Below are 12,474 nucleotides of genomic sequence, written 5' to 3' on the forward strand. Positions count from 1 at the left end.
TACAGCACGCTGCCGGACAACCTGGAGAGTTTGATGGACCTCGGCTTCGTCTCGATGAACACTCCGCGGGACCTGTCCCCTGATCGTCTCGGACGGGAGTTGGAGACAAGGGGATTCGAGTCGATGTGGGTCGGAGAGCACCCGAAGATCCCGGTGGCCGCCGGCGACCGGTTCCCTCCCGCTCTGCTCGGCTCACAGAAGCAGATGTGGGACCCGCTCCTCTCGCTGTTGGCCGCCGCGCAGGCGACGAGCGCCCTGCGCATCGGGACCGCGGTGGCACTGCCGCTGGAGCGCGAACTGTTCACATTCGCCAAGGAGGCGGCCACCCTCGATCGGCTGAGCGCCGGTCGGTTGCTGCTCGGTGTGGGCGTCGGGGTTCGTCCTGAATTCGAACTGCTGCAATCAGTTCCGTGGTCAGCACGATACCGCGCTCTGGGTGACATGCTCAACGCCCTGAAGGCGTTGTGGACCGAGGACGAGGCCGAACACCACGGCGAGTTCTTCGCATTCGAGCCGGTGTGGAGCTCACCCAAACCCCATCAGCGCCCTCATCCTCCGCTGCTGGCCGCGGCGACCGGGCCGAAAGCGGTACGGGAGTGCGCGTCCTGGGCCGACGGCTGGCTTCCGGGTGATGCGGCACTGCCCGACGTCGGGACGGCGCTGACCGAATTCCGCCGCGCGGTCGCGGACGCCGGCCGGGACCCCGGAACGCTCGAGCTGACCATCATGGTCTGGGGTGATCCGTCGCCGGGCCGTCTGGCGAGGTACCGCGAGCTGGGATTCCACCGGGCCATCGTGGGTGGGGGACGGCGTGGCGGCAGCGACCCGTCGGCGACGTTGGCGTTCTTGGACCGCTACGCCACGATCGCCCACGAGCTGCGCTGACGTCAGTTCCGCGGCACCGGTTGCCAGCGGGTGTACACCAGCTCGATCAATTGGCCGCCCGGATCCCGGACCATGCAGGCATAGCCCCCGCCCGGGTCGGCGACCACGGTGCCGCCCGTCGCGGTGACCGCGTCCAGTGCGGCGGCCATATCGTCGACCGCGATCGACAGGTGGGTCAGCCCAGCGCCGACCAGGTCCCGTGGGGGTGCTTCCGGCGCCGGATGACCCGACATGGTGAGCAGCTGCAACACGAAGTCGCCCCGCCTCAGATACACCGCTTCGAACCCGATCGGCGGTTCGAGCCCGAGCAGGCCAGCCGCCATCTGGTCGGGCACGGTGAGCCGGTTGGCCTCGGTGAAGCCCAGCGCCGTATAGAAGGGTTGCACCGCGTCGATGTCACGCACCCGCAGTCCGACGTGGCTGACGCTCATCTCGATCAGACCCCCGCCGGCCCGGGCCCGCCGTGCATGTAGAGCGTCTGCCCGGAGCAGTAGCTCGACGCATCGGAGGCGAAAAACAAGACGCCGTAACCGATTTCGTCCGGCTCGGCGATCCGGCCGGACCCGTTGGTCTGGCCGATCATGTCGATGTCGAAACCCTGTCGCTTGGCATCGGCCTCCAGGCCCGGGGTGCGGATGGCGCCGCACGCGATGCAGTTGACCCGCACGCCCTTGCGAGTCCACGCGGCCGCCATCGATCCGGTGAGATTGTTCAGGCCGGCTTTGGCCGCGGCGTACACCGGCGCCTGCGGCATCGCCAGCAGGCCGGCGCCCGAGGAGATGTTGACGATCGCCCCCCTGCCCTGGTCGATCATCGGCTTGGCGGCCGCGCGGGACAGGTACCACGCGCTCGACAGGTTGAGGTTCAACACCTCGTGCCACTCGTCGTCGGTCCACTTCATCAGCGGTTTGGTCGCCCCGCCGCCGGCGTTGTTCACCAGCACGTCGAGGCGGCCGAATTCCCCCACCGTGGCATCGACGAGGGCGCGGCACTCGTCGGGGGCGGTGACATCGGTGGGCACGGCCAGGGCTCGCCGGCCCAGCGCCTCGATCTCGGCGGCCGTCTTCTTCAACGGTTCCGGTCGCCGCCCGGCGAGCACGATGTCGGCGCCGTATTCGGCCAACACCAACGCCGAGGCCCGCCCGATCCCGGTTCCACCGCCGGTGATGACGGCGACCCGCCCCGCCATCGAGAACCTGTCGTCCACAGCACCACTTCCTGTCCGCGACTCGTCGAATGCAGTACGACTGTACAGCATCGGAAATCGCCTCTCGACAACTTCGCGCAGGTCTTGTACACCAATGGGATGCCGCATCCGACCAATGACGTCTGGGAAGTGCTGTCCACCGCGCGGTCGATCCGTCGGTTCACCGACGAACCGGTCGACGACGCGACCCTGCAGCGCTGCCTGCAGGCCGCCACCTGGGCCCCCAACGGGGCCAACGCCCAGTTGTGGCGCTTCATCGTGCTCGACGCCCCCGAACAACGTGCCGCTGTCGCGGAGGCCGCGCAGATCGCCTTGCACTCAATCGAATCCATTTACGGGATGAGCCGTCCCGCCGACGATGATCGAAGCCGGGCGGCCCGCAACAACCGGGCGACCTATGAATTGCACGACCGCGCCGGCGAGTACACCTCGGTGCTGTTCACCGCCTTCAAGAACGAGTTCTCCTCGGAACTCCTGCAGGGCGGATCGATCTACCCGGCCATGCAGAACTTCTATCTGGCCGCGCGGGCACAGGGCCTGGGCGCGTGTTTCACCAGCTGGGCGTCCTACGAAGGGGAGAAGGTGCTGCGGGAGGCGGTCGGCGTCCCGGACGACTGGTTCCTGGCCGGCCACGTCGTGGTGGGCTGGCCGCGGGGTCGGCACGGGCCGGTCCGGCGGCGGCCACTGGGCGATGTGGTGTTCCGCAACCGCTGGGACCCCGACCGCGCCGACATCACCTACGGCCGCGGCGCCCGACCCAAACGGCGCTGAGCGGATCGGTCACCGCATCATGTAGCCGTACTGCCGGCGCGGATGTACGCCGAACAGGTCCCGGTAGGACGGTGGCCGGCGACCGTCCTCGTCGCGGATCCCGTATCTGGCCGCGAGTTCGGCGCCGATCAGGGTCTGCCCGCTGACCGACATCAGCCCCGGATCGCGGTACAGCGCCCAGATCACGTGCCCGGTCAGCTCCGGGGTTTCCGCGGTGTCGAGGATGTGCCCGAATTTCTCGGGTTTGCTCGCGATGATCTTCCGGACCCGCTCGGTCAGCAGTGAGCCCATCCAGATCGACACCGCTGCGATTCCGTACTCCCGGAAATCCACCGCCATGTCGGCGGCCATCTTGTCGGCGCCGGCCTTCGGCACCCCGTAGGCCGGGCCGAACGCGTAGTGCACCCCACCGGATGACGAGGTGAACACCACCAGGCCGCGGCGCTGCGGAAGCATCAGCGGCGCCGCGTACACCGTGGCGACGTAGCTGCTGCGCAGGCCGACATGGAGGGTGTCGATGACGTTGATCGGCTCCTCCCAGAATTTGGTCCGACCCATCATCTCGTCTCGGATGATGGCGGCGTTGTTGACCAGAATGTCGATTCGGCCGTGCTCGCGGCCTATCCGTTCGAACAACGCCCGCACCTGGTCGTCGTCGCCGTGGTCGACCCGCACGGCGATCCCGGTACCCCCGGCCGCCGTCACCCGGTCGGCGGTGTCGTCGATGGTGCCCGTCGCCCCGCCGGCGCCGGACCGCTGGGTTCGGCCGGTGACATAGACCGTGCACCCATGGCTGCCCAACGCATGCGCGATTCCCGCACCGGCGCCACGGCTGGCCCCGGTCACCACCACGACCGGACTGTTCTCGGACATGTTCTCCCTTCTGCGGCGACGGTCAGCGGATGGCGCCGCCGTTGACCCCGATCACCTGTCCGGTGAGGTATCCGGCGGCATCCGAACAGAGAAAGGAACACACGGCGGCGACGTCCTCGGCGACCCCGAGCCGACCCATGGGGATGGCCCGGGTGAGGTATTCGGCGGGCGGGAGTGTGCCCCGCCGCTGCTGTTCGCGCAGCATGGGTGAGTCGATGACGAACGGCGGAACGGTGTTCGCGGTGATGCCCTTGGCCGCGTAGTCCAGTGCCACGGTCTTCGTCAACGCGATCACGCCGCCTTTGGTGGCGGCGTAGTGGCCCTGCCGGTGGGCGCCCTGTTGGCCGGCCGCCGAGGATATGGTCACGATACGGCCCCACCCGTCGGCCACCATGTCGGTGAGGGCGGCCTGCACGCACAGGAACGTTCCGGTGAGATTCACCGCGAGATAGCGGTTCCATTCGTCGAGGGTGATCTCGTCGAATCGGGTGAATCCCGCGATGGCGGCGCTCGTCACCAGGATGTGCACGGGCCCGAGCGATCCCCGTATCGCGGCGAAGGCGTCGTGAACCGCATCCTGATCGGCGACATCGGCGCCGACGGCAACCGCATCGCCACCGTGGGCCCGCAGCTCGGCGGCCGTCTGCTCGGCGGCCGCATGATCGATGTCCAACACCGCGACCCGGTGCCCGTCGTCGCCGAGCCGGGCTGCGATCGCCCGCCCCAGCCCCGAAGCCCCTCCGGTCACAACCGCCACTCGGCTCACCACGCCACCTCCGCCGCGCAGGCAGTCATCGTCACAGGTCCTGCCGGATGAGGTCGGCTGCCCGCCAGGCGACCGCCATGATCGGACCGTTGAGATTGCCGGCAACCATGACCGGCAGGACCGAACAGTCGACGACCCGCAGTCCATCCACCCCACGCACCCGCAGTTGCGGGTCGACGACGTCGTCGTCGCTGGGCCCCATCGCGCAGGTGCCGATCGCGTGGTAGCCGCAGTAACCGCCGTCGAGTGCGGCGTCGACGAGTTCGTCGTCGCTGCGGATGTGCGGGCCCGGAAAGGTCTCGTGGCTGATGCGTTCGGCGATCGGTGACTGCTCGAACACGCTGCGCATCCTCCGCAGCAGGTTCGCCGTGGTCTCGCGGTCGGCGTCGCTGCCGAGGTAGTTCGGATCGATACGCAACGGTGCGGCCGGATCGACCGCGGTGATCTCGACCGTGCCCTCCGAGGTGGGGCGTAGCGCCATGCCCAGAGCCGAGACACCCGCCTGCCGTGGGATGACGACCGGTTCACCGCTCTGGTTGTACGGGGGAATGGTCCACGGGCCGAGCATGATCTGACCGTCCGGCCGGTCCAGGCCCGGTTGCGTCTTGACGAACCCGACGACGTCGAAAGACGGTGCGGCGAGGGGGCCTTTCCGGGTCGCCAGATACTTCGCGCCGGTCAGTGCCTGGCCGGTGCCGGTGGCCAGCAGGCGGTTGTAGCCCAGATCCTCCCGCAGATCGAACCGCAAGGTCGCACAACGGTGTTCGCGCATCCTCCGGCCGACGTTAGCCCGGTCGAGGTAGACCGGCACGCCGGCCGCGTCGAGCACCTCACGCGGGCCGATTCCGGACAATTGCAACAGCTTCGGGGTGTTGAGGCTGCCCATCGCGATGATCACCTCGCGGGTGGCGTAGACCTTTCCTGTTCTGCCCCGGCTCGCGATTTCCAGTCCGACGGCCCGCCCGCCGGCGAGCAGGATGCGTTGCGCGACCGCGCGGGTGCGCACGCTGAGATTGGCCCGGCGCAGTGCGGGTTTGAGGAATGCCCGGGCGGCGCTGACCCGGCGGCCGTTCTTGATCGTGGCGGTGGCGTAGCCGATCCGTTCGTCGTCGGACTCGTTGATGTCCTCGACCCGGTGCAGCCCGGCCACGGTGCCGGCGTCGATCATCTCGTCGCACAGCGGGTCGGCATCGCGGGGCACCGAGATGTGCAGCGGTCCGCCGGCGCCGCGGGTCGGTGACGGCCCGAACTCGTTGTCCTCGAACTGCTTGAAGATGGGCAGGATATCGTCCCAGCCCCAGCCCTTGTTGCCGAGCTGCTCCAGGCCGTCGTAGTCCGCGCGGTTGCCGCGGTTGTAGATCATGCCGTTGACCGAACTCGAGCCACCGAGCACCTTGCCGCGCATCCACTGCTCGGTGTGCCGGCCGGGGCCGAACGGCGTGGTCTCGTAGTGCCACATGTGCCGCTCGCTGTCGAACAGCTTGCCGGATCCCTTCGGGATGGAGAACAACGGATTACGGTCGAATCCGCCGGCCTCGATCAGCAGCACACTGACCTTCGGATCGGCCGAGAGACGGTTGGCGAGCACACATCCGGCCGATCCGGAGCCCGCGATGATGTAGTCGTAGCTACTCATGCGCGCAGCCTATACGGATGTACAGCGTTTGAGCCCGTGTTGCGTCGAATTCGTCAGCCGGCCGCCCGCAGAGTGAGCACGGAGATATCCGGCGGGGCGCCGACGCGCGCCGGCGGCCCCCAGAACCCCGCGCCGCGGGAGACGTAGAGCTGGGTGTCTCCGACAGCGGCCAGTCCGGCCAGGGTCGGCTGCACCGCCCGCACCGCGAGATGGAACGGCCAGACCTGACCGCCGTGGGTGTGGCCGGACAGCTGCAGGTCCACCCCGCGGGCGGCGGCCTCGGTGATCAGATCCGGCTGGTGGGCCAACAGCACCGTCGGCAACGCCGGATCCGTGCCCGACAGCGCCCGGTCGAAGTCCGGCGGATCACCTCTGCGCGCACCGGCGACATCGGTGACCCCGGCGAGGGTGAACGCGGCCGGGCCGCGCCGGATGACGGTGTGGGCGTTGCGCAGCGTCCCCACTCCGAGCCGGTCGAGCTGCTCGATCCAGGCGTCGGTGTCGGTGAGGTAGTACTCGTGGTTGCCGGTAGCGAAGAAGGTTCCGTGGGCGGCCCGCAGCGCGTGCAGCGGTTCGGTGGCCGCGGCCAGCTCGTGCACCTCGCCGTCGACGAGATCGCCGACGATCACGATCAGGTCCGGTTCGGTGTCGTTGACCAGCCGCACGATCCGTTCGGTGAAGGAGCGACCCAACAGCGGACCCAGGTGCAGGTCCGACAGCATCGCGACGCGGAAACCGTCCATCGCCGGGTGCAGTCCGCGCAGCCGCACGGTCACGTCCAGCAGGTCCGGGTCACCCAGCGCCCGGGACGCACCGGCTCCGACCACCCCGGCCGCCGCCACTCCGGCGAGCGCCGCCGCACCGCGCGCGAGAAACAACCGCCGATCGATCACCGGTGAGTGCTCCGGTGTCGGCTCCCGGCGCGGTCGGCGGCGCAGCACCACGCGGAGGGGTTCGAGAACCAGCAGGATCAGCAGCAGATATCCGGCCACCGCGAACCACAGATAGCCCGGCCACGCCAGCCAGCGGGTGGCGGTCACCCCGATCATCCGGGGCAGCAGCAGGGCCGCGATCAGCACCACGAACAGCGCGCCCAGCACGCCGGTGAGCAGCCACCGTGTCCGCCCGGCGACCGTGGTGTCCTTGACCAGCCGTTTCCACAGGTAGAGGTGGATCAGCGCGAGGATCGCGGTGAGAACGAGAATGAACATTGCCGTCCTTTGCCGGTGCCACCGCGACCCTATGCGGCCGTCCCGGCCGGCCGCCCGACCGGGTCGGGTCAGCCGAACTGGCCGGGCTGATAGTCGCCCGCCGGCTGCCCGACGATGACGTTGCCCCGGTTGAAGGCGTTGATCAGCACGATCAGACCGACCAGCGCCGCGAGTTGCTCCTCGTCGTGGTGCTTGGCGGCGCGGGCCCACGCGTCGTCGGTCACACCGCCGCCGTCGGCGAGCCGGGTGCCCTGCTCGGCGAGTTCCAGCGCCGCGCGTTCGGCCTCGGTGAACACCGTCGCCTCCCGCCATGCCGCGACCAGGTGCAGCCGGGTCGCGGTCTCGCCGGCGTGGGCGGCGTCCTTGGTGTGCATGTCGAGGCAGAACGCGCAGCCGTTGATCTGGCTGGCCCGGATCTTCACCAGTTCCCGGGTCGCGGCCGGGAGGCTGGAGCCGTCGATGACGGCGTTGGCCGCGACCAGGTGCTTGAGGAACTTCGCCCCGAGTGGGTTGTCCAGCAGGTTGATGCGAGCGTCCATGGTGACCTCCGGTGTCTGTGGGACCGCCGAATTGCGGTCCACCCTTCAGACACCGGAGCGCACCCGGATGTGACAGGTCCTGCCGAATCCGTCGGATCTATGCGCCGAGCTTGCTGCCCGGGGTGAAGGTGATCGGCATCTTCGAGTAGCCGTAGACCCAGTGCGTGGGCACGAGTTCCGGGGTGCCGGCCAGTCGGATGTCCCTCATCCGGGACAGCACCTCTTCGAAGACGATGCGCAGCTCCAGGCGAGCCAGGCTCGCGCCCAGGCAGATGTGCCGGCCGCCGCCGCCGAACGCCATGTGGTTCGGTTTCTCCCGGTGGATGTCGAATGTGTCGGCGTTCTCGAAGACGGCCTCATCCCGTGATCCGCTGCCGTACCACAGGACCAGCTTGTCGCCTTCGGCGATCCGCTGGCCGCCCACTTCCACATCCCGGGTCGCGGTGCGCGCGAACCACTGCACCACCGACGTCCAGCGCAGGATCTCCTCGATCGCGGTGGGGATCAGCGCCGGGTTGTCGCGGAGCTCCTGCATCGCCTGGGGATGGTCGATCAGGGCGCGCAGACCGGTGGAGATGGTGTTTCGGGTGGTGTCGTTGCCGGCGAAGGCCAGCAGTCCGAACACCGCCACGATCTCCATGTCGTTGAGCTTCTCGCCGTCGACCTCGGCGTTGCGCAACCGCATCACCAGCGAGTCCTCGACGGCCGCCTTCGTCTGCTGCTCGATCTGCGCGGCCAGATAGCCGCTCATCTCCTCGAACACGTCGACGGCGCCCAGCGGGCCGGGCACCCGTTGCGCCTGCTCGAGCCGTTCGGTCCAGTCGGAGAAGACGCCGGCGTCCTGCTGCGGTACACCCATCATCTCCAGCAGCACACCGAGCGGGACCGGGACCGCGAAATCCTCGACGAAGTCGCACGACCCCTTCTCGATGAAGTTGTCAATGGTGCGGTTGACCCGGGCGCGGATGTCATCCTCCATCTTCGCCACCGCCAGCGGGGTGAAGACCTTGGACACGATCCTGCGGTAGCGGGTGTGCTGGGGCGGGTCCATCACCAGCATCATCGAGCGCATCAACTCCAGCGGCACCTGCTGATCCGGATGCAGGTACACACCGCCGCGGGCGCTGGAAAACGTCTCCGTGTCGTGGCTGATGCGATGGATGTCGGCATGGCGGAACACCGACCAGTACCCGATGCCGTCGGGCCGCTCATACCAGTACACGGGCGCTTCGGTGCGCATCCGCTTGAACAGCCCGTGTGGAGGACCGTCGGCCCGCCACCGGAGATCCAACATGTCCATATCAAGGCCTACGGTCACCTCGGGGGCGGCTTGATTCCATTCGGGAAGCATCGAAACCGGCCGGAACAATCCGGCCCCACACAAACCGCAGCGCGGGTCTGAACCGCGGGTCTGAACAGCGAAGACGAGAAACCGGACGGCAACGCTGCTACCTCCACCATAGCGCGGGTCGGCGGGCTTGCGGCAAGGCCGGGGTGGTGGCGCACAATCGCTGTTCCTAGTGGTGACAGGGGGATCGTGGACACAGGGAGGCGTGTGACGGCGAACGAGAACACCGGGCGGGACGACCGGCAGGACGAGTTGCGGTCCGAGCTGGAATATGTGGCCGACCTCTACGCACGGCTGGACGCCGAACGCGCCGGCGCCCAGGAGCGGTACCGCGAGGCGCTGCGGGCTCCGGTCGATCTGCAGGACGGCGGGACGCTGGTGGACCGCGACGCCCGGGTACGTGCGCTGGCCCGCGAGATGCAGCGCCTCGACGTCGCCGACAGCGGGTTGTGTTTCGGCCGGCTCGACACCGAGTCGGGCGAGCGGCGTTACATCGGGCGGATCGGCATCTTCGACCGCGACAACGACCACGAGCCGCTGCTGCTGGACTGGCGGGCGCCGATGGCGCGGCCGTTCTACACCGCCACCGCCGCCAACCCGGAAGGGATGCGGCGGCGCCGGCAGTTCCACAGCCGCGGCCGGCAGCTGACCGGGTTCACCGACGAGATCCTGGGCCGTCCCGACGCCGGCGAGGATCTGACCGGGGACCCCGACGCCGCGTTGCTGGCGGCGATCAACGCGCCGCGCGGGCCGGGGATGCGCGACATCGTCGCCACCATCCAGGCGGAGCAGGACGCGGTCATCCGGCTGGATCATCCGGGGGTGCTGGTCATCGAGGGCGGACCGGGCACCGGCAAGACCGCGGTGGCGTTGCATCGGGTCGCCTATCTGCTCTACACCCGCCGGTCGCAGCTCTCCGGCAGCGGTGTGCTGGTGGTCGGTCCGAACCCGACCTTCCTGGACCACATCGGCAGGGTGCTGCCGAATCTGGGTGAGTCCGACGTGGTGTTCATGACCCCGGGCGATCTGGTGCCGGGCCTGCGGGTGACCGCGCAGGACAGCGACGACGCCGCCCGGGTGAAGGGATCGCTGGAGATCCTCGACGTGCTGCGCGCCGCGGTCGCCGACCGGCAGCGATTGCCCGAGGAACCGCTGCCGATCGAGCTGTCCGATGTGACGGTCCGCATCGACGCCGAGACCGCGCAGTGGGCGCGGCAGGAGGCCCGCGACAGCGGGTTGCCGCACAACGAGGCCCGCGCGGTGTTCGCCGACGTCGTCACCTGGGTGCTCACCGAACGGGCCATCGCCCGGATCGGCAGGGGCTGGCTGACCCGCGACGACCGCGCGGCCTGGGAGGAGCTGCGGGCGGATCTGCTCGACGAGCTCGCCAACAACGCCGACTACGCGGCCGCGCTCGATCAGCTGTGGCCGATCCTCACCCCGCAGCAGCTGCTGGCCGACCTGTACACCTCACCCGAGCGGCTGCGGGCGGTCGGCGCGGATCCGGCGCTGTACCGCGCCGACGGCGAGGCCTGGACGGTGTCGGACGTGCCGCTGCTCGACGAGCTGATCGACCTGCTGGGTCCGGACAAGCCGGCCGACGACACGGCCGAGCGGGAACGGCAGAAGCAGGCCGAGTACGCCGCGGAGGTGCTGGAGAGTCTGGTCCGCCGCGAGGACCTGATGGACGACGAGGACCGGCTGCTGCCCACCGACATGCTCTTCGGCGAGGACCTGGCCGAGCGGTTCGCCGAGCGCGACCACCGCGACCTGGCCGAGCGTGCCGCCGCGGACCGGGACTGGGTCTACGGCCACATCGTGGTGGACGAGGCGCAGGAGCTGTCCGAGATGGACTGGCGGGCGTTGATGCGGCGCTGCCCGAGCCGGTCCTTCACCGTGGTGGGTGACCTGTCTCAGCGGCGGTCGGCGGCCGGCACCACCTCGTGGGACAGCATGTTCGAGCGGTATGTGCCGGGCCGCTGGGTGTACCGCACACTGACGGTCAACTACCGCACCCCGGCGGAGATCATGGCCGTCGCCGCGGCATTGCTGGCCGAGTTCGCGCCGGGGGTGGCCCCACCGGAGTCGGTGCGCGCATCCGGGGTGCCGCCGTGGTCGCGGCGGGTCACCGCCGACGAGCTGCCGGCCGCCGTCGAGGAGTTCGTCCGCGCCGAAGCGGACCGGCCGGGCACCAGCGTGGTGATCGGCCCGCCGGATGTGCCGGGCGCGGTGGCGCCGTCGCAGACCAAGGGGTTGGAGTTCGACGCGGTGCTGGTGGTGGAGCCGGAACGGATCCTCGCCGACGGGCCGCGCGGCGCCGCCGAACTCTATGTGGCGCTCACCCGGGCCACCCAACGGCTCGGGGTGCTGCACATCGACCCGCTGCCGTCGGCGTTGAGCGGGCTCACGCCGCTGGAGGACCCGGCCGGGACCCCCGCGCCCGCCTGACGGGTCAGCGCCAGGCGAAGACCGGTTGTTCGAGGTCGTGCACCGGGTCGGGACGGCCTTCCAGGCCCAGCAGCCGCAGTTGCAGCAGCACCGCCCCGGTCGGGGCGTGGATGAGGTCACCGCCGAGCGGGATCTGCACCACCGGCCGGTCGCTCTCCGGGATCGAGACGAACCGCGGCGAGTCCGGGCGCTGCAGCTGGTGCAGCCCGACCCGGTAGGCGGCCACCACCTCGTCCGGGGCGGGCCGCAGGTCGAGCCGGCCACCGCCCCAGATCACCACCGGGGTGATCACGTAGCCGGACCGGGTCGGGTAGTCGTCGAGCAGGCCGAGCACCGACGATTCGGGCAGGGTCACCCCGACCTCCTCGTGCGTTTCCCGCAGCGCCGCCTCGACGATGGTCTCCCCCGGGTCCACCCGGCCGCCGGGCAGCGCCCACTGTGCGCTGTGGGAGGACAACCGGAACGCCCGCCGGCACAGCACGAACGCGGCGCCGCCGGAGACGTCGACCATCCGGCCGTCGAGGTCGGGCGCCGACAACCCGCGCCCGGCGTTCCAGTCGTCGACCGGAGCCGGGTCGACCCGGTCCTCGCCGACCTCGGAGTCGACCAGCACGATCGCGACCGCGGCGTGGCGCTTGGTGGGATCGGTGACTACCCGGCGGTCGTGACCGGCCAGATTCCTCCGGATCGATTCGCGCAGTTCCGCGTCATAAGGGATCGTCACCTGCTCGACCATAGCCAGCGTCGGGGTGACACCCGTCGGGAAGGTATCGGCGATCAGGCACGCTGT

12 protein-coding genes are annotated in these 12,474 nt (G+C 69.5%); 3 read left to right on the top strand and 9 right to left on the bottom strand.

The window, feature by feature from the left end; genetic code table 11:
- Positions 1–33: 33 nt before the first annotated feature.
- Positions 34–885: a TIGR03619 family F420-dependent LLM class oxidoreductase gene (locus CKW28_RS22700; RefSeq protein WP_040546166.1), complete on the top strand. Its 852-nt coding sequence runs from the start codon at positions 34–36 to the stop codon at positions 883–885.
- Positions 886–887: 2 nt separating this feature from the next.
- On the opposite strand, the gene CKW28_RS22705 is transcribed toward CKW28_RS22700, so the two are convergent.
- Entirely contained in the window at positions 888–1,316 is a 429-nt protein-coding gene (locus tag CKW28_RS22705; protein ID WP_003924178.1) for a VOC family protein, read from the bottom strand.
- A gap of 5 nt (positions 1,317–1,321) precedes the next feature.
- Positions 1,322–2,092: an SDR family NAD(P)-dependent oxidoreductase gene (locus tag CKW28_RS22710; RefSeq protein ID WP_003924177.1), complete on the bottom strand. Its 771-nt coding sequence runs from the start codon at positions 2,090–2,092 to the stop codon at positions 1,322–1,324.
- 99 nt (positions 2,093–2,191) lie between these two features.
- On the opposite strand from CKW28_RS22710, the gene CKW28_RS22715 reads away from it, so the two are divergent.
- The gene (locus tag CKW28_RS22715) at positions 2,192–2,863 is read left to right on the top strand and encodes a nitroreductase family protein (RefSeq protein ID WP_003924175.1); all 672 of its coding nucleotides are present in this window, start codon (positions 2,192–2,194) and stop codon (positions 2,861–2,863) included.
- Between the two features lie 9 nt (positions 2,864–2,872).
- Here CKW28_RS22715 and CKW28_RS22720 read toward each other — a convergent pair whose 3' ends face one another.
- The 6 genes from CKW28_RS22720 to CKW28_RS22745 all read right to left on the bottom strand — a co-directional run bounded on the left by CKW28_RS22720 (position 2,873) and on the right by CKW28_RS22745 (position 9,182).
- Positions 2,873–3,736 carry an SDR family NAD(P)-dependent oxidoreductase gene (locus CKW28_RS22720; RefSeq protein ID WP_003924174.1) on the bottom strand — a complete coding sequence of 288 codons (864 nt, stop codon included), beginning with the start codon at positions 3,734–3,736 and terminating at the stop codon, positions 2,873–2,875.
- 22 nt (positions 3,737–3,758) lie between these two features.
- Positions 3,759–4,502, bottom strand: coding sequence for an SDR family NAD(P)-dependent oxidoreductase (locus tag CKW28_RS22725; RefSeq protein ID WP_040546177.1), 744 nt, complete (start codon positions 4,500–4,502; stop codon positions 3,759–3,761).
- A gap of 31 nt (positions 4,503–4,533) precedes the next feature.
- Entirely contained in the window at positions 4,534–6,138 is a 1,605-nt protein-coding gene (locus CKW28_RS22730; protein ID WP_003924172.1) for a GMC family oxidoreductase, read from the bottom strand.
- A gap of 53 nt (positions 6,139–6,191) precedes the next feature.
- A complete protein-coding gene (locus CKW28_RS22735; RefSeq protein ID WP_003924171.1) occupies positions 6,192–7,349 on the bottom strand; it encodes a metallophosphoesterase in 1,158 nt (385 codons plus the stop codon).
- A 68-nt stretch (positions 7,350–7,417) separates the two neighbouring features.
- Positions 7,418–7,888: a carboxymuconolactone decarboxylase family protein gene (locus CKW28_RS22740; RefSeq protein WP_003924170.1), complete on the bottom strand. Its 471-nt coding sequence runs from the start codon at positions 7,886–7,888 to the stop codon at positions 7,418–7,420.
- 97 nt (positions 7,889–7,985) lie between these two features.
- On the bottom strand, positions 7,986–9,182 hold the full coding sequence (locus tag CKW28_RS22745; RefSeq protein WP_234784947.1) for a cytochrome P450: 1,197 nt from the start codon (positions 9,180–9,182) through the stop codon (positions 7,986–7,988).
- A gap of 261 nt (positions 9,183–9,443) precedes the next feature.
- Here CKW28_RS22745 and helR point away from each other — a divergent pair, with 261 nt between their 5' ends.
- The gene (gene helR / locus CKW28_RS22750; protein ID WP_003924166.1) at positions 9,444–11,684 is read left to right on the top strand and encodes an RNA polymerase recycling motor ATPase HelR; all 2,241 of its coding nucleotides are present in this window, start codon (positions 9,444–9,446) and stop codon (positions 11,682–11,684) included.
- Positions 11,685–11,688: 4 nt separating this feature from the next.
- Here helR and CKW28_RS22755 read toward each other — a convergent pair whose 3' ends face one another.
- A complete protein-coding gene (locus tag CKW28_RS22755; RefSeq protein WP_003924165.1) occupies positions 11,689–12,408 on the bottom strand; it encodes an NUDIX hydrolase in 720 nt (239 codons plus the stop codon).
- Positions 12,409–12,474 lie beyond the last annotated feature (66 nt).

Source organism: Mycolicibacterium thermoresistibile, from assembly GCF_900187065.1.
Classification (GTDB): Bacteria; Actinomycetota; Actinomycetes; order Mycobacteriales; family Mycobacteriaceae; genus Mycobacterium; species Mycobacterium thermoresistibile.

Coding starts and splice junctions, on each gene's coding strand:
- CKW28_RS22700 (WP_040546166.1), top strand. CDS start 34: ATGGACCTCGGCTTCGTCTCGATGAACACTCCGCGGGACCTGTCCCCT.
- CKW28_RS22705 (WP_003924178.1), bottom strand. CDS start 1,316: ATGAGCGTCAGCCACGTCGGACTGCGGGTGCGTGACATCGACGCGGTG.
- CKW28_RS22715 (WP_003924175.1), top strand. CDS start 2,192: ATGCCGCATCCGACCAATGACGTCTGGGAAGTGCTGTCCACCGCGCGG.
- CKW28_RS22720 (WP_003924174.1), bottom strand. CDS start 3,736: ATGTCCGAGAACAGTCCGGTCGTGGTGGTGACCGGGGCCAGCCGTGGC.
- CKW28_RS22730 (WP_003924172.1), bottom strand. CDS start 6,138: ATGAGTAGCTACGACTACATCATCGCGGGCTCCGGATCGGCCGGATGT.
- CKW28_RS22735 (WP_003924171.1), bottom strand. CDS start 7,349: ATGTTCATTCTCGTTCTCACCGCGATCCTCGCGCTGATCCACCTCTAC.
- CKW28_RS22740 (WP_003924170.1), bottom strand. CDS start 7,888: ATGGACGCTCGCATCAACCTGCTGGACAACCCACTCGGGGCGAAGTTC.
- CKW28_RS22745 (WP_234784947.1), bottom strand. CDS start 9,182: ATGTTGGATCTCCGGTGGCGGGCCGACGGTCCTCCACACGGGCTGTTC.